The organism is Streptomyces sp. a15 (assembly GCF_059026085.1).
Genome location: NZ_JBWLKM010000003.1, coordinates 1 through 20,348 on the forward strand (window position 1 = coordinate 1; position 20,348 = coordinate 20,348).

16 protein-coding genes are annotated in these 20,348 nt (G+C 69.1%); 4 read left to right on the forward strand and 12 right to left on the reverse strand.

Annotated features, from left to right (window positions below; all coding sequences use genetic code 11):
• Positions 1–378 precede the first annotated feature (378 nt).
• The 3 genes from AC5P09_RS04630 to thyX form a co-directional block, all read right to left on the reverse strand.
• A complete protein-coding gene (locus AC5P09_RS04630; protein ID WP_307677659.1) occupies positions 379–2,064 on the reverse strand; it encodes a ribonuclease J in 1,686 nt (561 codons plus the stop codon).
• A 153-nt stretch (positions 2,065–2,217) separates the two neighbouring features.
• Positions 2,218–3,117 carry a 4-hydroxy-tetrahydrodipicolinate synthase gene (gene dapA, locus AC5P09_RS04635; protein ID WP_493872570.1) on the reverse strand — a complete coding sequence of 300 codons (900 nt, stop codon included), beginning with the start codon at positions 3,115–3,117 and terminating at the stop codon, positions 2,218–2,220.
• Positions 3,118–3,328: 211 nt separating this feature from the next.
• Positions 3,329–4,069, reverse strand: coding sequence for an FAD-dependent thymidylate synthase (gene thyX / locus AC5P09_RS04640; protein WP_493872571.1), 741 nt, complete (start codon positions 4,067–4,069; stop codon positions 3,329–3,331).
• Positions 4,070–4,270: 201 nt separating this feature from the next.
• Between thyX and AC5P09_RS04645 the strand changes: the two genes are divergently transcribed.
• Positions 4,271–4,507 (forward strand): hypothetical protein, encoded by a 237-nt coding sequence (locus tag AC5P09_RS04645; RefSeq protein WP_493872572.1) that lies wholly within the window; start codon positions 4,271–4,273, stop codon positions 4,505–4,507.
• A 92-nt stretch (positions 4,508–4,599) separates the two neighbouring features.
• On the forward strand, positions 4,600–5,154 hold the full coding sequence (locus tag AC5P09_RS04650) for an SCO5741 family PH domain-containing membrane protein (protein WP_493872573.1): 555 nt from the start codon (positions 4,600–4,602) through the stop codon (positions 5,152–5,154).
• Positions 5,155–5,227: 73 nt separating this feature from the next.
• Here AC5P09_RS04650 and AC5P09_RS04655 read toward each other — a convergent pair whose 3' ends face one another.
• The 7 genes from AC5P09_RS04655 to AC5P09_RS04685 form a co-directional block, all read right to left on the reverse strand.
• Entirely contained in the window at positions 5,228–5,680 is a 453-nt protein-coding gene (locus tag AC5P09_RS04655; RefSeq protein WP_266433037.1) for a tetratricopeptide repeat protein, read from the reverse strand.
• An 8-nt stretch (positions 5,681–5,688) separates the two neighbouring features.
• A complete protein-coding gene (gene dapB / locus AC5P09_RS04660; RefSeq protein ID WP_493872574.1) occupies positions 5,689–6,441 on the reverse strand; it encodes a 4-hydroxy-tetrahydrodipicolinate reductase in 753 nt (250 codons plus the stop codon).
• 96 nt (positions 6,442–6,537) lie between these two features.
• Entirely contained in the window at positions 6,538–7,917 is a 1,380-nt protein-coding gene (locus AC5P09_RS04665) for a M16 family metallopeptidase (RefSeq protein ID WP_493872575.1), read from the reverse strand.
• Positions 7,914–10,133, reverse strand: coding sequence for a polyribonucleotide nucleotidyltransferase (locus AC5P09_RS04670; protein WP_493872576.1), 2,220 nt, complete (start codon positions 10,131–10,133; stop codon positions 7,914–7,916). Before AC5P09_RS04670 ends, AC5P09_RS04665 begins: the two co-directional genes overlap by 4 nt.
• 347 nt (positions 10,134–10,480) lie before the next feature.
• Complete coding sequence (gene rpsO / locus AC5P09_RS04675) at positions 10,481–10,768, reverse strand: 30S ribosomal protein S15 (RefSeq protein ID WP_307677652.1); 288 nt, start codon at positions 10,766–10,768, stop codon at positions 10,481–10,483.
• A 206-nt stretch (positions 10,769–10,974) separates the two neighbouring features.
• Positions 10,975–11,946 (reverse strand): outer membrane protein assembly factor BamB family protein, encoded by a 972-nt coding sequence (locus AC5P09_RS04680; protein WP_493872577.1) that lies wholly within the window; start codon positions 11,944–11,946, stop codon positions 10,975–10,977.
• Positions 11,943–12,452: a hypothetical protein gene (locus tag AC5P09_RS04685; RefSeq protein ID WP_493872578.1), complete on the reverse strand. Its 510-nt coding sequence runs from the start codon at positions 12,450–12,452 to the stop codon at positions 11,943–11,945. The genes AC5P09_RS04680 and AC5P09_RS04685 overlap by 4 nt, the downstream gene beginning before the upstream one ends.
• Positions 12,453–12,601: 149 nt before the next feature.
• Here AC5P09_RS04685 and AC5P09_RS04690 point away from each other — a divergent pair, with 149 nt between their 5' ends.
• Positions 12,602–12,895: a DUF397 domain-containing protein gene (locus tag AC5P09_RS04690; protein WP_493872579.1), complete on the forward strand. Its 294-nt coding sequence runs from the start codon at positions 12,602–12,604 to the stop codon at positions 12,893–12,895.
• Between the two features lie 73 nt (positions 12,896–12,968).
• Here AC5P09_RS04690 and AC5P09_RS04695 read toward each other — a convergent pair whose 3' ends face one another.
• On the reverse strand, positions 12,969–14,492 hold the full coding sequence (locus tag AC5P09_RS04695; RefSeq protein WP_493872580.1) for an outer membrane protein assembly factor BamB family protein: 1,524 nt from the start codon (positions 14,490–14,492) through the stop codon (positions 12,969–12,971).
• A 38-nt stretch (positions 14,493–14,530) separates the two neighbouring features.
• On the reverse strand, positions 14,531–16,033 hold the full coding sequence (gene eccD / locus AC5P09_RS04700; RefSeq protein WP_493872581.1) for a type VII secretion integral membrane protein EccD: 1,503 nt from the start codon (positions 16,031–16,033) through the stop codon (positions 14,531–14,533).
• Positions 16,034–16,352: 319 nt separating this feature from the next.
• Between eccD and eccCa the strand changes: the two genes are divergently transcribed.
• Positions 16,353–20,324 carry a type VII secretion protein EccCa gene (gene eccCa / locus AC5P09_RS04705; RefSeq protein WP_493872582.1) on the forward strand — a complete coding sequence of 1,324 codons (3,972 nt, stop codon included), beginning with the start codon at positions 16,353–16,355 and terminating at the stop codon, positions 20,322–20,324.
• Positions 20,325–20,348: the final 24 nt, after the last annotated feature.

Below are 20,348 nucleotides of genomic sequence, written 5' to 3' on the forward strand. Positions count from 1 at the left end.
GGACGGGGTATCAACATATCTGGCGTTGACTTTTGGCACGCTGTTGAGTTCTCAAGGAACGGACGCTTCCTTTGTACTCACCCTCTCGGGCTTTCCTCCGGGCGCTTCCCTTCGGTCTTGCGTTTCCGAGTCTACCAGATCTTCCCGATCCGATTTCCTCGGTGCTTTCCAGGTTCCCGCTCTCGCGTTTCCCTTTCCGGCGATTCCGACTTTATCAGAAGTTCTGAGTCGGAATTCCCGCCCCCCGGGGACTGGTTCCGGCGCACGAAGCGGCCGGGTTCCCGTCTGGGCGGAGCCGTAAACCTACTGGAGCGGGGCGCCTCGATGCAAATCGAGGCGCCCCGCTCCTGAGTCACGCGGACGAAGGCCGACGGACCGTCAGACCTCCACCACCACAGGGAGGATCATCGGCCTGCGCCGGTAGTTGTCCGAGACCCACTTGCCCAGGGTCCGGCGGATGAGTTGCTGCATCTGGTGCGGCTCCACGACGCCGTCCTGGGCCGACCGCTCCAGCACCTCGGTGATCCTCGGGATGACATCGCTGAAGGCCGAGTCCTCGATGCCGGAGCCGCGCGCCTGGACGTGCGGTCCGCCTGTGATCTTGCCGGTCGAGGAGTCGAGGACCACGAAGACCGAGATGATGCCCTCGTCTCCGAGGATCTTGCGGTCCTTCAGCGCCGGCTCGCCCACGTCACCGACCGAGAGGCCGTCGACGTACACGTAACCCGCCTGGACCTTGCCGGAGATCTTCGCCTTGCCCCCGACCAGGTCGACGACCACGCCGTCCTCGGCGATGACGATCCGGTCGTGCGGGACGCCGGTCAGAGCGCCCAGCTCGGCGTTGGCGCGCAGGTGGCGCCATTCGCCGTGGACCGGCATCAGGTTCTTCGGGCGGCAGATGTTGTAGAAGTACAGGAGCTCGCCCGCGGACGCGTGGCCGGAGACGTGCACCTTGGCGTTGCCCTTGTGGACGACGTTCGCGCCCCAGCGTGTCAGGCCGTTGATGACGCGGTAGACCGCGTTCTCGTTGCCGGGGATCAGCGACGAGGCCAGGATGACCGTGTCGCCGGGGACGATGCGGATCTGGTGGTCACGGTTGGCCATGCGGGACAGGGCCGCCATCGGTTCGCCCTGGGAACCCGTGCAGACCAGGACCACCTCGTGGTCCGGCAGATCGTCGAGCGTCTTGACGTCCACCACCAGGCCCGGCGGGACCTTGAGGTATCCCAGGTCCCTGGCGATGCCCATGTTGCGGACCATCGAGCGGCCGACGAAGGCGACCCTGCGGCCGTACTCGTGGGCCGCGTCCAGGATCTGCTGGATGCGGTGGACGTGGCTGGCGAAGCTCGCCACGATGATCCGCTTGCGCGCGTTCCCGAAGACCGTGCGCAGGACGTTGGAGATGTCGCGCTCGGGCGGAACGAACCCCGGGACCTCGGCATTCGTCGAGTCGGAGAGAAGGAGGTCGATGCCCTCCTCGCTCAGCCGTGCGAACGCGTGGAGATCGGTGAGGCGGTTGTCCAGCGGGAGCTGGTCCATCTTGAAGTCGCCCGTGTGGACCACCATGCCGGCCGGAGTGCGGATGGCCACGGCCAGGGCGTCCGGGATGGAGTGGTTGACCGCGACGAACTCGCAGTCGAAGGGGCCGATGCGCTCTCGGTGCCCCTCCGCCACTTCCAGGGTGTACGGGCGGATGCGGTGCTCCTGGAGCTTCGCCTCGATCAGGGCGAGAGTCAGCTTGGAGCCGATCAGTGGGATGTCCGGCTTCTCGCGGAGAAGATAGGGGACACCACCGATGTGGTCCTCGTGGCCGTGCGTAAGGACGATGCCCTCGATGTCGTCGAGGCGGTCCCGTACGGACGAGAAGTCCGGAAGGATCAGGTCGATTCCGGGCTGCTCCTCCTCGGGGAAGAGCACGCCGCAGTCGACGATCAGCAGACGGCCGCCGTACTCGAAGACCGTCATGTTCCGGCCGATTTCGCCGAGGCCGCCGAGCGGGGTGACGCGCAGGCCGCTCTCGGGGAGCGGCGGGGGCGGGCCGAGTTCAGGATGCGGATGACTCAAAAGACTCTCCTCACCACACGCGCCACGTACCGGTGGGCACGTGGCGCGCATGACGTTCGTGCAGAAGCAGTTGTCGTTGTGGACACAGGCACCGGTGGCCTGCTTATTCAGTTGTGAAGTCTGATCGCGCGAAGAGATTCGCGAAGTCTGGTGCTAGAGCTGTACCCCGCCGGCGGCAAGATCGATCTTGAGCTGCTCGACCTCCTCGGGCGCGAGCTCGACCATGGGGGCGCGCAGCGGTCCGGCAGGCAGGCCCTGGAGGGCGAGCGCGGCCTTGGTGGTCATGACGCCCTGGGTGCGGAACATGCCGGTGTAGACCGGGAGCAGCTTCTGGTGGATCTCGGTGGCCTTCTGGACATCACCGGAGGCGAAGGCCTCCACGAGGGCCCGCAGGTCGGGCGTGACCACATGGCCTACGACCGATACGAAGCCGACCGCGCCCACGGAGAGCAGCGGCAGGTTCAGCATGTCGTCGCCGGAGTACCAGGCGAGGCCGGAGCGGGCGATGGCCCAGCTGGCGCGGCCGAGGTCGCCCTTGGCGTCCTTGTTGGCGACGATCCGCGGGTGCTCGGCGAGGCGGACGAGTGTCTCGGTGTTGATCGGGACGCCGCTGCGGCCGGGGATGTCGTACAGCATGACCGGCAGCTCGGCGGCGTCGGCGATGGCTGTGAAGTGCCGGTACAGGCCCTCCTGCGGGGGCTTGTTGTAGTACGGCGTGACGACCAGGAGGCCGTGCGCGCCGGTCCTCTCGGCGGCGCGGGCGAGCTCGATGCTGTGGTGGGTGTCGTTCGTGCCGACGCCGGCGACGACGTGGGCGCGGTCGCCGACGGCCTCCAGGATGGCTCGTACGAGATCCGATTTCTCCGCGTCACTGGTCGTGGGCGACTCGCCGGTGGTCCCGTTGATGATCAGGCCGTCGTTGCCTGCGTCCACCAGGTGGGTGGCGAGCCGCTGTGCGCCGTCGAGGTCGAGTGCGCCGTCCGCCGTGAAGGGCGTGACCATGGCGGTGAGGACCCGCCCGAAGGGGGTCTGCGGAGTGGAGGTCGGAGCCATGGGTAACACGCTACTCGCTGCTCAAGGCCGGGTCTGCCCTCGGGGGAGGCGACAAGTGGTGACAAATGCGGAGCCCGGCACTGCCTGCTCGGGGGTTCAAGCAGTGCCGGGTCCGTTTGATCAGGCTAGATGAACTTCTCTAAATGCCGCAATACGGACACTTCGTGAGGCTGACCCGTACATCTGTGCCCTGCGGGAGAACGAGGGTGCGTTACGGCGCCACACGGCCGTTCGCATTGAAGGCCGCGTAGGTGAGCGGCATGAGCTTGGCCCACTCGGCTTCCATCTTCTCGCCGACCATCTCGATCTCACGCTGCGGGAAGGACGGGACCTTCGCCAACTCGTGCTGGGTGCGCAGACCAAGGAAGTGCATCAGCGAGCGGGCGTTGCAGGTGGCGTACATCGAGGAGAAGAGGCCGACGGGGAGGACCGCGCGGGCGACCTCGCGGGCGACGCCGGCGGCGAGCATCTCCTGGTAGGCCTCGTACGCCTGGCGGTAGGAGTCCTCCATGGTGCGGCCGACCAGCTCCCGCTGGGCCTCGGTGCCCTCCACGAAGACGTACTTGCCGGGGCGGCCCTCCTGGACGAGCTTGCGGGACTCGCCCGGGACGTAGAAGACCGGCTGGAGCTCCCGGTAGCGGCCGCTCTCCTCGTTGTACGACCAGCCCACGCGGTGTCGCATGAACTCGCGGAAGACGAAGATCGGGGCGCTGATGAAGAAGGTCATCGAGTTGTGCTCGAAGGGGCTGCCGTGCCTGTCCCGCATGAGGTAGTTGATCAGGCCCTTGGAGCGCTCCGGGTCCTTGCCCAGCTCTTCCAGGGACTGCTCGCCGACGGTCGAGACGCGGGCGGCGAAGAGCACGTCCGCGTCGGACGCGGTGTGCTTGACGAGCTCCACGGTGACTTCGCTGCGGAAGCTGGGCTTGAGGTCGTCGGCGGGGGTGTCGGTCACGGCTCGGAGGGTCCTTCCATCACTTCTCTCGGGCGGCGCCCACTCTACGGCCCGGCACTGACATCGGGGCGTTCGGTGCCGGGAGGCGACAACTTCGGTGAACTTCTGCGAATTCGGCGAAAGACGGCACCTTTTGGGGCACCCGCTCGTCTGCGTCAGTGAGAGTCACTCGTTCGATCCCGGAAGGGAGAAGCACCCCCGATGTTCCGTCGGCGCGAACCCGTACCGTTCGCCTTCCTCGCCGAAGCCGACAAGTTCCGCAGCAATGTCACTCCCCCGCCTCGCGAGCGGGCGTCCGTGAGTCAAATAGCCGGGCGCTGGCTGCTGGGGCTCACCATCGTCGCCGCGCTCGTGGGCTCCCTGGTCGTCGGGATGCCGGCGCTGAGTCCGGATCAGTCGGCGCAGACCCAGCAGTCCCAGGCGTCCCAGGGGCACTGACTCCATCCGGCCCCCCAAGGGTGGTGAGCGGGGGTACAGGTGGATAACCTCACCGGGCACAGCCCATGGATGGATTGAGTGAGGACCCAGCCGTGCCCCTGCCCTTCCTGACGGCCGACCGCGCATTCGAGGCGATGGACGACGTCGCGCTGCCGTTCGACGACCGCGACCGCTGGCGGCGCCCCTACCGCCCCGGCCCGTGGCGCGTGGGCGCCGCCGCGATCCTGCTGTTGCTCGCCTCGTACGTGCTGTTCGCGGCCGTCATCATCGCGCTGACCGGCTCGGTGTCCGAGGCGGGTGTGGTGTTCGGCATCGCGCTGCTCGTCATCGCCGGTGCCCTGCGGCTGCTGCGCGTAGGCGTGTGGGTGAGCGCGCTCGGCCTGCGCCGGGTGGGCTTCTTCCTCACGCATACGGTGCCCTGGGACCGGGTGGCAGCCGTGCGGACGGTGCAGCAGCCGGTGCGTTGGCTCGGCCTGCCGCGCACCGTTCAGGGACAGGCGCTGCTCCTCGTACGGCACGACCGTGCCGCTGATGACGCGCAGGCCCTGCTGACCACGCACAACGCGGACTTCCTGGCGCGTGCCGAGGCCTTCGACAGGGCGTCGGACGCGGTCGAGGCGTGGGGCGAGGAGTACCGGCGGGGCTGACGTCCGGCAGCGCGGCGAAGGGGCCGGTCCGCATCTGGTGCGGGCCGGCCCCTTCGGCGTGCGGCTGGAGCGGTCAGACCTGGACCGGTTTGCCGTCGTGGAGGGCGATCGCCCTCTGCATGGCCTTGCGGGCGCGCGGGGTGTCGCGGGCGTCCTGGTAGGCGACGGCCAGGCGGAACCAGCTGCGCCAGTCGTCGGGGGCCGCCTCCGTCTCGGCCTTGCGCTTGGCGAAGACCTCGTCGGCGGAGTCGCGGTCGATGCGGCCGCCGGGGGTGCGCTTCAGCTCGTCGACGGGCAGGCCGCCCTGGGCGTCGAGTTCGGCGGCGAGCTGGTTGGCCCTGCGGACGAACTGGGTGTTCTTCCACAGGAACCACACGCCGATGACCGGCAGGATCAGCACCGCCACGCCGAAGGTGACGGTGAGGAGCGTGCCGGTCTGGATGAGCATGACGCCGCGGCTGCCGACCAGGACGAAGTAGAAGACCAGGACGGCGGCCGTTACGGCGTAGGAGAGCTTGGCTCGCATGGCGGGTGTCAGCCCAGGTCCAGGAAGTGTTCCAGGCCGAAGGTCAGGCCCGGGGTGGTCACCACGCGGCGGGCGCCGAGCAGGATGCCCGGCATGAAGCTGCTGTGGTGCAGGGAGTCGTGGCGGACGGTCAGTGTCTCGCCCTCGCCGCCCAGCAGGACCTCCTGGTGGGCGAGCAGGCCGCGCAGGCGGATGGCGTGCACGGGAACGCCGTCGACGTTGGCTCCGCGGGCGCCGTCCAGGGCCGTCGCCGTGGCGTCCGGCGCCGGGGCGGAGCCGGCCGCGCGGCGGGCGTCGGCGATGAGCTGGGCGGTGCGGGTGGCCGTGCCGGACGGGGCGTCCACCTTGTTCGGGTGGTGCAGCTCGACGACCTCGACGGACTCGAAGTAGGGCGCGGCGATCTGCGCGAACTTCATCGTCAGTACGGCCCCGATGGAGAAGTTCGGCGCGATGAGCACGCCGGTCTCCGGGGACTCGGCGAGCCAGCCCTCGAGCTGCGCGAGGCGCTCGTCGGTCCAGCCCGTCGTACCGACGACGGCGTGGATGCCGTGCCGTACGCAGTAGTCGAGGTTGTCCATCACCGAGGCCGGCGTGGTCAGTTCGACGGCGACCTGGGCACCGCTCTCGGCCAGCGTCTCCAGCTTGTCGCCCCGGCTGAGGGCGGCGACCAGCTCCATGTCCTCGGCGGCGTCGACCGCCCGTACCGCCTCGGAGCCGATCCGGCCCTTGGCACCGAGGACCGCCACGCGCAGCTTGCTCATCTTCTTGCTTCCTTAACCGGGGTTCCGGAGTCTCAGGGACGGAGTCTCGGGGTTACGGAGTCTCGGGGTTATGGATTCTCGGGGTTTCGGACTTGGTCAGGCGACGGCCTCGTGCAGTCGGGACGCCTGCTTGTCCTTCAGCGGGCCGATGACCGACAGCGAGGGCCGTCGGCCCAGGATCTCGCGGGCGACCGACCGGACGTCGTCCGGGGTGACCGAGGCTATCCGGGCCAGCATGTCGTCGACGGACATCTGCTCGCCCCAGCACAGCTCGCTCTTGCCGATACGGTTCATCAGCGCGCCGGTGTCCTCCAGGCCGAGGACGGTGGAGCCCTGGAGCTGGCCGATGGCACGGCCGATCTCGTCGTCCGAGAGGCTGTGCTCGGCGACGTGGTCGAGTTCGTCGCGGCAGATCTTCAGGACGTCGTGCACCTGGCTCGGGCGGCAGCCCGCGTACACGCCGAAGAGGCCGCAGTCGGCGAAGCCGGAGGTGTACGAGTACACGCTGTAGGCCAGGCCGCGCTTCTCGCGGACCTCCTGGAAGAGGCGGGAGGACATGCCGCCGCCGAGGGCAGTGTTGAGCACCCCCAGCGCCCAGCGGCGCTCGTCCGTGCGGGCCAGGCCCGGCATGCCCAGGACGACGTGGGCCTGCTCGGTCTTGCGGCCGATCAGCTCGACGCGGCCCGCGGTGCGCAGGGCTCGGCTGCCCTCACGGGGTGCGATGGGCTCGGCGTCGGGGTTCTTGAGGGAGCCCGCCCTCTCGAAGGCGGCGCGGACCTGTCGTACGACCTTGTTGTGGTCGATGTTGCCGGCCGCGGCGACCACGAGGTGGGTCGGGTCGTAGTGCTTCTTGTAGAAGCGGCGGATGCGGTCGGCGGTGAGGGCGTTGACCGTGTCGACCGTGCCGAGGACCGGGCGGCCGAGGGGGTTGTCGCCGAACATGGTGTGCGCGAACAGGTCGTGCACGCAGTCGCCCGGGTCGTCCTCGGTCATGGCGATCTCTTCGAGGATCGCGCCCCGCTCGACGTTGACGTCCTCTTCGAGGATGAGGGAGCCCGTGAGCATGTCGCAGACGACGTCGATGGCCAGGGGCAGGTCGGTGTCGAGCACGCGCGCGTAGTAGCACGTGTACTCCTTCGCCGTGAAGGCGTTCATCTCGCCGCCGACCGCGTCGATGGCGGAGGAGATGTCCAGGGCGCTACGGCGTGACGTGCCCTTGAAGAGGAGGTGCTCCAGGTAGTGCGTGGCGCCGTTCAGGGTCGGCGTCTCGTCGCGGGAGCCGACGTGGGCCCAGATGCCGAAGGTCGCCGAGCGGACCGAGGGCAGGGTCTCGGTGACGATGCGCAGGCCGCCGGGGAGGGTGGTCTTGCGGACGACACCGATGCCGTTGGTCCCCTTGATCAGGGTTTGGGTACGGGCGACGGCCCGCGCCTCCGAGGAGGTGCGGGCCGTCGCCGTGGAGCTGCTCGACGTCACTGGTCGGTGTCGTCCTTCTTCTCGTCGTCGTCGCCTTCGCCCTCGATCACGGGGATGAGGGAGAGCTTGCCGCGGGAGTCGATCTCAGCGATCTCGACCTGGACCTTGGAGCCCACACCGAGCACGTCCTCGACGTTCTCCACGCGCTTGCCGCCAGCGAGCTTGCGGATCTGCGAGATGTGCAGCAGACCGTCCTTGCCCGGGAGCAGCGAGACGAACGCACCGAAGGTGGTCGTCTTCACGACCGTGCCCAGGTAGCGCTCGCCGACCTCCGGCATGGTCGGGTTGGCGATCGAGTTGATCGTGGCGCGGGCGGCCTCGGCCTGCGAGCCGACCTGGGCACCGATGTAGATGGTGCCGTCGTCCTCGATCGTGATCTCGGCGCCGGTGTCCTCCTGGATCTGGTTGATCATCTTGCCCTTCGGGCCGATGACCTCGCCGATCTTGTCCACGGGGATCTTGACGGTGATGATCCGCGGGGCGTTGGGGGACATCTCGTCCGGCGTGTCGATCGCTTCCATCATCACGTCGAGGATGTGGAGGCGGGCGTCGCGGGCCTGCTTGAGGGCCGCGGCCAGGACGGAGGCCGGGATGCCGTCCAGCTTGGTGTCGAGCTGGAGGGCGGTCACGAACTCCTTGGTGCCGGCGACCTTGAAGTCCATGTCGCCGAAGGCGTCCTCCGCACCGAGGATGTCGGTGAGGGCGACGTAGTGCGTCTCGCCGTTGATCTCCTGGGAGATCAGGCCCATGGCGATACCGGCGACGGGGGCCTTCAGGGGCACACCGGCGTTCAGCAGCGACATGGTGGAGGCGCAGACCGAGCCCATGGACGTCGAGCCGTTGGAGCCGAGGGCCTCGGACACCTGACGGATCGCGTAGGGGAACTCCTCGCGCGTCGGCAGCACCGGCACGATGGCGCGCTCGGCGAGGGCGCCGTGGCCGATCTCGCGGCGCTTCGGGGAGCCGACGCGGCCGGTCTCGCCGACGGAGTACGGCGGGAAGTTGTAGTTGTGCATGTAGCGCTTGCGGGTCACCGGGGAAAGGGTGTCCAGCTGCTGCTCCATCCGGAGCATGTTCAGGGTGGTGACGCCCAGGATCTGGGTCTCGCCACGCTCGAACAGCGCCGAACCGTGCACGCGCGGGATGGCCTCGACCTCGGCGGCGAGCGTACGGATGTCCGTGAGCCCACGGCCGTCGATACGCGTCTTCTCCTTGATGACGCGCTCACGGACCAGGGACTTGGTCAGCGAGCGGTACGCGGCGGAGATCTCCTTCTCGCGGCCCTCGAAGTCCGGCAGGAGCTTCTCGGCGGCGAGTTGCTTGACGCGGTCCAGCTCGGCCTCGCGCTCCTGCTTGCCCGCGATGGTCAGCGCGGAGGTGAGCTCCGGGCGGACGGCGGCGGACAGCGCCTCCAGGACGTCGTCCTGGTGGTCGAGGAAGACCGGGAACTCGCCGGTCGGCTTGGCGGCCTTCGCGGCGAGGTCGGCCTGGGCCTTGCAGAGCACCTTGATGAAGGGCTTCGCGGCGTCCAGACCGGAGGCGACGACCTCCTCGGTCGGCGCCTCGGCGCCGCCCGCGACCAGCTGGATGGTCTTCTCGGTGGCCTCGGCCTCGACCATCATGATCGCGACGTCGCCGTCCTCCAGGACGCGACCGGCGACGACCATGTCGAAGACGGCGTCCTCGAGCTCGGTGTGCGTCGGGAACGCGACCCACTGGCCGTTGATCAGCGCGACGCGGACGCCGCCGATCGGGCCGGAGAAGGGCAGACCGGCCAGCTGCGTGGACGCGGAGGCGGCGTTGATCGCCACAACGTCGTACAGGTGGTCGGGGTTGAGCGCCATGATGGTGGCGACGACCTGGATCTCGTTGCGCAGGCCCTTCTTGAAGGACGGGCGCAGCGGGCGGTCGATCAGGCGGCAGGTGAGGATGGCGTCCTCGGAGGGACGGCCCTCACGGCGGAAGAAGCTGCCGGGAATCTTGCCGGCGGCGTACATCCGCTCCTCGACGTCCACCGTGAGGGGGAAGAAGTCGAGCTGGTCCTTGGGGTTCTTGGAGGCGGTGGTGGCCGACAGCACCATGGTGTCGTCGTCCAGGTACGCCACGGCGGAGCCGGCGGCCTGCTTGGCCAGGCGGCCCGTCTCGAAACGGATGGTGCGGGTGCCGAAGGAACCGTTGTCAATGACGGCCTCGGCGTAGTGGGTCTCGTTCTCCACTAGCGTTTTCTCCGTAACTTGTCGTCTTTCGTCCCTCACTGCCCGTGTGGCAGGGGGACGGTTGCGGAGAAGCGCTCCGTCTGGTGCGGGCCGGTCTTCGATCGAAGCCCTCGGGGCTCACTTCCCCCGGGGGCCACTACCGAGGACCGGCGGCGGTGCGGTGCGCTTCTCCTCGTTGTTCGTTGTCGTATGACGCCATACCCTCAGCGAGTACGCGTCATCACTCTGCGTCGTACGTATTGCGTTGTGCTACCACAGTACAAAGCGTCAGTGACACTCCGCACGTTCCCTACGTACAGCAAAGGGAGCGGTCCCCTAGTCACGGGAACCGCTCCCCTCACGGCGTCTTACTTGGCGCCCGCCGCACCGCGGCGGATGCCGAGGCGGTCGACCAGCGCACGGAAGCGCTGGATGTCCTTCTTGGCCAGGTACTGCAGCAGGCGGCGGCGCTGACCGACCAGGATCAGCAGACCACGGCGGGAGTGGTGGTCGTGCTTGTGGGTCTTGAGGTGCTCGGTCAGGTCCGAGATACGGCGCGAGAGCATCGCGACCTGGACCTCGGGGGAGCCGGTGTCGCCCTCCTTGGTACCGAACTCGCTGATGAGCTGCTTCTTCGTAGCGGCGTCGAGCGACACGCGTACTCCTCGTAGTCTGTGAAGGCCACCGAGTGCCCCTGGTCTAAATCTCAGGGAAGCTTCCGATACTCGGGAGGCGGGGATCCGCTGGGCGCGGCCTCCAGGGCCTGGGCTCCGGGGGCGCGTACACAAACGGCCACAGCACAGAGTACCAGCCTGGGAGGACGCCCCTGACCGGGGTCGTCTCGGGTATCAGCCACCCGGTATCAGCCACCGGTCTCGAACCCGTCGGCAAGCCAGAGGCCCTCACCTTCGTCGTCCTTGCTCACCGGCCCGGCGAGGCTCGTCGCGGCGAAGAAGATGCGGCCGTGCTCGTAGCGGACGTCCAGGTACTCGAAGGGCAGCATGCCGACGGTGCCGAAGAGCAGGAGCAGGGTCTCCTTCCCCGACCTGGGGTCGATGCTCACGGCGGCGCTGGGCGTGTGTGCGGAGGAGGACTCCCGAGCGGCGATCAGCAGGTCGCCGCTCATACGGACGGGGTACATCGGGCGGCCGATCTTGGCGTCGAACTTCCTGAGGCTCTTCCCGGTGGCCAGGTCGAAGGCGACGATCTCGTTGGCCACCTGTCCGTGGGCGCTCACGGTGCCGGTGTCCCGTGCCTGAGTGGCGACGTACAGCTGCCGCTCGTCGACCACCACCGCGTCACAGGTCTCGATCGGGCCCGTGACGTCGATGCCGTCGCCGCACTTGGTGACGTAGGTCTGGACGGGCACCGAGATGGTGGCGCGAAACTCGCCCCGGTCACTCAGGGAGATCAGATCGGTGATCACGAGGTCGCCCGCCGCGACAGCGATGACGACGGGGGACGAGGAGACCAGACGAACGTCCTGGACGCCTGGAGTCACCGTGTAGGTCCACAAGGGCTTTCCGGTCTCGGGGTTCGTCCCCTCCACCCGAAAGCGGCTGTTGTCCGCGTTGCCGCACCTGACGACCCGCACGAGGGCCTTACCCCCGGCGTAGCCGCTGTCCCCGCAGGCCGGTCCGGGCGTGTGCGACCAGAGCAGCTTCCCGGTGGTCATGGCGTACGCCGCCGAGCCGTCCTCCCAGGCCGCGATGACCTTTCCGCGCGTCATCGTGACCCTGGCGGGCATGAGTCGCTTCTGGGGCAACCGGACGTGCCACAGCCGCTTGCCCGTGTCGAGGTCGAACATCGCGATCCGGTCGCACGGGCCGCTCATGGTCCCACCGCTCGGATCGGTCCTGGTGGGCTCGCTCGAGAAGGCACGGCGGTCCGGCCGTCCACGGTGACGTGCGGGGTGGCGGCGCAGACGCTGCCGGGGAAGGCCAGTTTCCACGCCTGGCGGTTGGTCGAAATCCTGTACCCCGTGATGCTGTTGCCCAGGGTCTTCGCAAACGTCCTGGCGGTCGCCCAGGTACCCGTCGCCTCGATGTTCTGGCCGGCCTTGACGCCCTCGGCGCGGCGCGCGACCGCGCTCACCGCTTCCGGGGTCGCAGGCCGCCGCTCGATCGTCTCCCGGATGTCGTCCGGGGCTTGGCCTGCCGCGACCGGGCTCTGGCCGGAGGGGGTGGCGGTGCTGTCGTACGACAGTGCCCATATCCCCGCGAGCAGCACCGCGAGTGCGGTCGTCGTGGCACCGAGGACGAGCATCCTGCGGCGCTTCCTGCGTTTCTCGGCCGCCAGGGTGGACTCGGTGAAGACGGAGGGCGGTGGGCCGAAACTCACGGTCGGGACCTTTCTGACGAGGGCACGGAAGTGTGAGGGAGCTGTCGCCCTTCGTGACGGTCGCTCATGGGCAAACGCCTGACCAGGGGGAACGGTGGCAAGTAGGGTGACTGGACAGCTCGTTGCAGAGGGAAGGATCAGACATCGCCATGGCCGACACCAAGGACGAGGAACTCAAGGCACGCAAGGAGCGGGAGAGGGACGAGCTGTACGCCCTCGACATCTCCGGCGTCGAGTGGCACAGCGCGCCGGGCACCGAGGAGCACGAGGAGCGCGTCGAGATCGCCTACCTCCCCGAAGGCGCCGTGGCCATGCGGTCGTCGCTCGACCCCGACACCGTGCTGCGGTACACGGAGGCGGAGTGGCGGGCGTTCGTGCTGGGGGCGCGGGACGGGGAGTTCGATCTGGAGGCGGCTCCGCACAACGGGGGGCAGGACGCGTAGGCGACGTGGAGAGGGCGGCGGGGATCCGGAATCCGCCCCGCCGCCACGTGTAGGCCGCCACGTGCGGATCCGGTTACTGGTCTTTGACCGCGGTGCTCTCGATGCCGAGGACCATGTAGATCCACTTCGACTGGTCGGCGGCTGGGCCGTCAACAGCCTTGGCGCCGAAGAAGAGGCGGCCGTCTTGGACGACGATGTCGTTGTATTCCGTCATCATGAGCAGGGCGGCCTCTTCTGGCAGGTCGAAGTAGAAGTACGGGGTCTCCTTGCCGGTCTTGGGGTCAAGGCTGACGAGCGCTGAGGGCGAGATGTGGTCGTCGGTTTCGCGCAGGGCGAGGAGTCGGTCGCCGCTCATCCGGATCGGGTAGAGCAGCGAGCCGGGGCCGGAGTCGAATTTCTTCGTGGTGTTCCCGGTCGCCAGGTCGAAACCGATGATCCAGTTGGCGTTGGCCTTCTCTCCCGTCTCCTTGCTCCGCAGGAAGATCTGACCGGCGCCGACGGCGATGGTCGGGCAGTCGTCGACGACGAGGTAGTCGTTGTACGAGCACTCGCCTACGTAGGTGCCGTTCTGAAGTCGGATCGTCGCGCGATCCTTGCCCCTGTCGTCAAGGGAGAGGAGTTCGGAGATGCCGATCTTGCCGGCTTGGACGGCGAGTACCGCGGGTTCGGCTGAGGGGATCCTCAGGTCCCTGATGCCCGCGGCGGCGGAGTAGGTCCAAAGGATCTTGCCCGTGCTCGGGTCCACCTTGCGCGCCTTGTAGGCGACGCGTTCCAGCGAGTCGGGGGGAAGGCTCTCGTCGTGGTTCCAGCACTCCTGGCGGATGACCAGCGCACCCCCGCCGGCGGCGCCCATGTCCTGGCAGGGGCCGGTCGGTGTCGTGCGCCAGCGGCGCTTGCCCGTGTCCATGGTGTACGCGTCCGTGCCGCCGCCCCAGGTCACGATGACCGTGCCGTGCGTCAGGGCCACGCTCGGGGTGTCCTGGGTGTCGCTGTCGCTGGGAGCGCCCGGGTAGTCACCGGCAGCGGAGGCCGGGAAGTCGGTCTGCCAGATCTCAAGGCCGGTGTCGAGGTCGACGAAGGCCACGTGGTTGCAGAGGGCACCCTCGCTGCTGTCGGCCCGGAAGAGGACGGCCGTACGGTTCTCGACGCTCACATCGCGGGTGTAGCCGCAGATCGGGCCGTCGAGGGGGAGCTTCCACTTCTCTTCGCCCGGAGCGGCGTCCGTGCCGATGCTCACGCCGACGAGTGTCTTGTTGATGCCCTTTGCGAGGATCTTGTCCGTGGCCCAGGTGCCCGGCATCTCGTGGTGTTGGCCGGCGCTCATGTCGTTTATGGAGAAGCGGAGGGCCATCTTGCCGTTGGTGCTCGCGGGCTGCGTCTCGACCGTCTGACGGATGTCGAGGCGGTTCGGCGCGGTGGCCGCCGGCTTGTCCGACCGTGCGGGATCGGGCTCCCACAGCAGCCAGGTACCCCCGGCCAACACAATCCCCAGGACGGCGGCCACCGCGCCGAACAACGTCCTACGGCGCTTCCTGCGCTGGTGGTCCGCCGTCACGCTGGACTGGGTGTAGACGGAGGGAGGTGGGCCGAAGCTCACGCTCAGAGGTCCCTTCACTCATTGCCGGTTCGGCCGGCTCAGCTCGTCATCGACCGGGCCGTGCTGTACACGTCGAAGACGGCCAGTGCCAGCGGCACCAGGGTCAGCAGCACGAAGCCCTCGGCGATCTCCAGGAAGCGTCCCCAGAACGGGGTGAGGCCGCCGCGCGAGACGATCAGGCCGATCGCCGTGACGAGCGCGGCCATCGCGGCGATCGCCGCCACGAGCCAGACGGTCCGGATGTCGAGGTCGGTGCGGTCGCCCCTGAGGGCCTCGAGGACGATCGATTGCGGCGGGTTGAGCGCCAGCCCGAGGCCGAGCAGTACGAGGCAGGCGAGGCCGGCGCCCAGGACGGGGGCGACCTGGCCGGTGTACCGGAAGAGGTGCGCGCGCATCAGCAGGGCCACGCCGGTCGCGAGGGCGAGGAGTTGGGCCCAGACGTTCGACGAGAAGCCGAGGACGGCCGAGGCACCGACGGCGATCAGCGCGCAGCCGCCCACCAGGCCGACCAGGAGTTCGTGTCCGCGCCGGGCCTTGGCGGTGACCCGCTCGGCGTCGACCGGCTCCTGGGGGGCGGGGTCGGTGTCGTACGCGCTGCGCGGGGCGGTGTCCGGGGTGTCGAAGCCGATCGGCAGCCGGGCGAAGCGCATCGACAGACCCGGCAGGAAGGCCAGGCCCCCGACGGCGATCGGGGCGCACAGGGCGGCGATCTCGGAGGGGGTCCAGTCGGCGAGGGTCGCCGCGAACACGGCGAGCAGGCCGATGGCGGAGGCGAAGACGAAGGCGACGAACGGGCCGTCCCCACTCGGCGAGCAGAGGGTGAGCAGCACCGAGGCCAGCAGCACCGCCGCGCAGGCGAGGAGGAACTGGAGCTTGCCGATCCCCTGTCCGTCGGCGAGCGGGAGGAGCCCCGAGCCGGCCACGCCGACGTTGGGCAGGGCGCCGAGTCCCAGGGCGATGGCCGAGGCCCGGTCGTCGTAGACCCTGGCGCGTACGCAGGAGAGGACGACCAGAAGTACACCGGCGACCCCGGCGAGGATGCCGGGCAGGCTGTTCATGTCGTGGAGCGGGTCGCCGGTCCAGGCCACGAAGGCGAGCAGGACCGGCAGTACACCTCCTCCGACGAGGCCCGCGGCGCGGGTCAAGTCGCCGCTCCACAAGGTGCGTTCACTCGTCACGGCGGACGCGACCGCTTCGGAGACGTCGTCGAAGACCGCGGGGGGCAGCGACTCGGAGAAGGGGCGCAGCGTGAGGAGTTCGCCGTCGAGGATGCGCTGGGCGGCGAAGGAACGGGAGCTGTCGAGAACGGTGCCGTCCCGGCGTACCAGGTGGTAGCCGACGGGTGCGCCCTCGGCGGGGCTCTGCTGGGAGAGCCTGAGGATCTCCGGATAGATGTCGGCGACCGGGATGTCGTCGGGCAACGCCACGTCGATGCGGCTGTCGGGCGCGACGATCGTGACCCGGCAGAAGCCGAGCCCCGTGCCCGCACCGGAGGTCGCCGCACCGGCCCCTCCTCCGGTGGCTGCCGCGGAGGCCGTCATGCTCACCTGCTGATCCCCCTCAGTGATGGCTCTGCGTCTGCGGCGTGAAAGTCCTGCGCCGCTTTCCCCGCCCGTCGAGACCGACGCTGCGGCGAGGTCGCGGCTACGGTGCCGCAGGGCTGTCGCCGGGGTTCCGTACCTCGTCAGATCGCACGGAATGCCCCGATCCACCAGCCCAACTCGCGTGTGCTCACGCGAACATCCGGCACCCTACCGTCCCCTCGTCCCTGATGAAGTCAGTAGGATCACGCGGCGGCCTGCGTCCGCCTGACACGGGGCGGCGGACGGACTCTCGGGCCGGCCAAGGGAATGGGTGACAGTGAGCCACATCGTCGTGAAGCGCCCGCCTCGGGCACTGCCGTCCGAAGTGTCCACGCAGGAGATCGTCCTGCAGCCTCCGCCCGAACTGCCGCGGGGGCACCAGGAAAGCGTGCTGATGCAACTCCTGCCGACGCTCGGCATGGGTGGCTCGGTGGTCTTCTTCTTCACGAACGGGCAGCCGTTCATGAAGATCATGGGCATGATCATGATCGCCTCGACGATCGCCATGTCAATCGCGATGGTGATCCGCTTCCGCCGAGGCTCCCAGGGGGAGTTGGCGGACATGCGCCGCGACTACCTGAGCTACCTGGCGCAGACCCGGCGCACGGCCGTCGACACGGCAAGGGCGCAGCGGGACGCGCAGTACTTCCTCCACCCCTCCCCCGAGCAACTGTGGGCCCTGGTCGCCGAGGGCAGCCGGGTGTGGGAACGCCGCCCGGGCGACGAGGACTTCGCCCAGGTCCGCATCGGCCTCGGCTCGCAGTCGCTCGCCACCACTCTGGTCGCCCCCGAGACCGCCCCTGTCCAGCAACTCGAGCCGCTGACCGCGGGTGCGATGCAGCGCTTCCTCTCCGTCCACAGCACCCTGGACGACCTGCCGATGGCGGTCTCGCTGCGGGCCTTCTACCACGTCACGATCAGCGGCGACCCGCAGTCCGTACGGTCCTCCGCCCGGGCCATGGCCGGCTCGCTGGCCGCGCTGCACTCCCCCGAGGACCTGCTCATCGTGGTCGCGGCCGGCCGTGAGGCCCTCCCCCACTGGGAGTGGGCCAAGTGGCTCCCGCACGTCCAGGCTCCCGGTGCCGTGGACGGCGCGGGCAGCCGCAGGCTGATCGACAGCGACAGCCGCGAGCTGGAGAACCTGCTCGCCACCCGGCTGACCGGCCGTCCGCGCTTCCACCCGAACGCCGCGCCGCTGCCGGAGGAACCCCACATCGTCGTCGTACTCGACGGCCTCTCCCTGCCGCCGGACTCCGTCCTGGCCAACCCCGAGGGTCTGCAGGGCGTGACGGTCCTCGAGGTCGTCCCCGGCGAGCTGACCGGGGCCGGCGGCGAGCTCTCCATCGTCGTAGCACCCGAAGCGCTGCACCTGGAGTCGGGGCACGGCGTCGTCTACGAGGGGACTCCCGACGTCCTGTCCCATGAGTCCGCCGAAGCCCTCGCCCGGCAGCTCGCCCCGCTGCGGATGGCCACCGGCGGGGACGACGACGAACCGCTGCTGGCCAACCTGGACTTCACCGACCTGCTGAACCTCGGTGACGCGGCGTCCGTCGACACCAACCGCACCTGGCGGCCGCGTTCGCTGGCCGAGCGGCTGCGGGTGCCGATCGGGCTCGGCGAAGACGGCCGGCCCGTCATGCTGGACCTCAAGGAGGCCGCGCAGGAGGGCATGGGCCCGCACGGCCTGTGCGTCGGCGCCACCGGTTCCGGCAAGTCGGAGCTGCTGCGCACCCTCGTGCTGGGCCTCGCGGTGACGCACTCCTCGGAAACGCTGAACTTCGTCCTCGCGGACTTCAAGGGCGGCGCGACCTTCGCGGGCATGGCGCAGATGCCGCACGTGGCGGCCGTCATCACCAACCTCGCGGACGACCTGACCCTGGTCGACCGCATGGGCGACTCCATCCGCGGCGAGCTCAACCGCCGCCAGGAGATGCTGCGCGACGCGGGCAACTACGCCAACATCCACGACTACGAGAAGGCGCGGGCGGCGGGCGCGCCGCTGCAGCCGATTCCGTCCTTGGTGCTGGTGATCGACGAGTTCAGTGAACTCCTGACCGCCAAACCGGACTTTATCGAGATGTTCGTGCAGATCGGCCGTATCGGACGATCGCTGGGCGTGCACCTGCTGCTGGCGTCACAGCGCCTGGAGGAGGGGCGCCTGCGCGGTCTGGAGACCTACCTGTCGTACCGGATCGGTCTGCGGACGTTCTCCGCCGCGGAGTCCCGGGCCGCGATCGGCGTACCGGACGCCTACGAACTGCCGAACGTCCCCGGCTCCGGCATCCTGAAGCACGGCACGGGTGAGATGGTGCGCTTCAAGGCGGCGTACGTCTCCGGTGTGTACCGCTCCGGCCCACAGCGTTCGGCACTGAGCGGCGGCCCGCTGCCGGTGGACCGGCGGCCGGTGCTGTTCACGGCGGCCGAGGTGCCGGTGCAGTATGTGGCGGTGCCGCAGCAGCGGCCTTCGGCTGCGGACGATCCGCAGGTCGACGACGCCCTTGCGGACACCGTGCTGGACGTGGTCGTGCGCCGGTTGGAGGCGCAGGGACCGGCGGCCCACCAGGTGTGGCTGCCGCCGCTGGACAGCCCGCCGTCGATGGACTCTCTCCTGCCCGGACTCACCGCGGTGCAGGGCCGCGGGCTCACGCAACCGGGCTACGAGGGCGCCGGCCGCCTGGTCGTACCCCTCGGCCTGGTGGACAAGCCGTACGAGCAGCGCCGCGACCCGCTCTGGGCCGACTTCTCCGGCGCGGCCGGCCACATGCAGATCGTCGGCGGTCCACAGTCCGGCAAGTCGACGCTGCTGCGCTCGCTGATCTGTTCCTTCGCCCTCACCCACACGCCGCACGAGGTCCAGTTCTACGGCCTCGACTTCGGCGGTGGCGGCATGGCCGCGGTCGCCGGACTGCCGCACGTCGGTGGAGTGGCCTCGCGTCTGGATCCCGAGCGGGTGCGGCGCACGGTGGCCGAGGTGTACGGCGTGCTGACCCGCCGCGAGGAGTACTTCCGCGCCGCCGGCATCGCGTCCATCGCGGACTTCCGGGCGCGCCGTGCCCGAGGCGACATCTCGGTCACGGACCAGCCGTGGGGTGACGTCTTCCTGGTCATCGACGGCTGGGGCAACTTCCGTGCCGACTATGAGGCGATGGACCAGGTGATCCACGACATCGCGGCGCGCGGTCTCGGTTACGGCATCCACCTGATCCTGACGGCCTCGCGTTCGATGGAGGTCAGGGCCGCTCTGAAGGACCACCTGATGAACCGCCTGGAGCTGCGGCTCGGCGACACGATGGACTCCGAGCTGGACCGCAAGGTGGCCGCGAACGTGCCGGCCGGCGTGCCTGGCCGCGGACAGGCGCCAGGGAAGCTGCACTTCATGGCGGCGGTGCCGCGCATCGACGGGCTGATGTCCGACACGGACCTGGCGGACGCCACGGCGGCGCTGGCGACCGAGGTCTCCCGGCACTGGCAGGCGCCCGGCGCACCCCAAGTCCGGTTGCTGCCCCGCGAGTTCTCGGCCGCGCAGCTGCCTTCGGGGGATCGCTTTCCGCGCCGAGGTGTCGCCTTCGCCCTCGACGAGGACAACCTCGAACCGGTCTTCGTCGACTTCGAGCAGGACCCGTTCTTCCTCATCTTCGGCGAGAGCGAGTCGGGCAAGTCGAACCTGCTGCGGCTGCTGATCAAGCAGATCACGGAGCGGTACGCGGGCCACGAAGCCAAGCTGTTCGTCATCGACAACCGGCGCTCGCTGCTGGACGTGACGCCGGCGTCCCACCTCGCCGAGTACATCCCCATGTCCAACTCCATGGACCACCACATGGCCGCTCTGGCCGACCTGATGCAGCGCCGCTCCCCCACGGCCGACGTGACGGCGCAGCAGCTGCGGGACCGGAGCTGGTGGCAGGGGCCGACGGTGTACGTCGTCGTCGATGACTACGACCTCGTGTCGACGTCGAGCGGGAATCCGCTGGCGGGGTTGACGGAGCTGTTGCCGTTCGCCCGGGACGTGGGGGTGCGGTTCATCATCGCGCGGTCGACTGCGGGTGCCGGGCGGGCGGCTTACGAGGCCTTCATGCAGCGCATCAAGGAACTGGGCGCGCAGGGTGTCGTCCTGGCCGGCGACCCGGGCGAGGGTGATCTGCTGGGTGGGGTTCGGCCGCGGCCGATGCCTGCGGGGCGGGGGGTCTTTGTGTCTCGGCGGCGGGGGAAGCCGTTGGTGCAGGTGGGGTTGGTGGCCGACCTACATTGAGGCTCGTTCCGACAAAACTTGGCC

Bases quoted from the DNA above. Each gene is read 5' to 3' on its own strand.
- eccD (WP_493872581.1), bottom strand. From the start codon at position 16,033: ATGACGGCCTCCGCGGCAGCCACCGGAGGAGGGGCCGGTGCGGCGACC.
- AC5P09_RS04645 (WP_493872572.1), top strand. From the start codon at position 4,271: ATGTTCCGTCGGCGCGAACCCGTACCGTTCGCCTTCCTCGCCGAAGCC.
- AC5P09_RS04680 (WP_493872577.1), bottom strand. From the start codon at position 11,946: ATGAGCGGCCCGTGCGACCGGATCGCGATGTTCGACCTCGACACGGGC.
- AC5P09_RS04655 (WP_266433037.1), bottom strand. From the start codon at position 5,680: ATGCGAGCCAAGCTCTCCTACGCCGTAACGGCCGCCGTCCTGGTCTTC.
- dapB (WP_493872574.1), bottom strand. From the start codon at position 6,441: ATGAGCAAGCTGCGCGTGGCGGTCCTCGGTGCCAAGGGCCGGATCGGC.
- dapA (WP_493872570.1), bottom strand. From the start codon at position 3,117: ATGGCTCCGACCTCCACTCCGCAGACCCCCTTCGGGCGGGTCCTCACC.
- AC5P09_RS04690 (WP_493872579.1), top strand. From the start codon at position 12,602: ATGGCCGACACCAAGGACGAGGAACTCAAGGCACGCAAGGAGCGGGAG.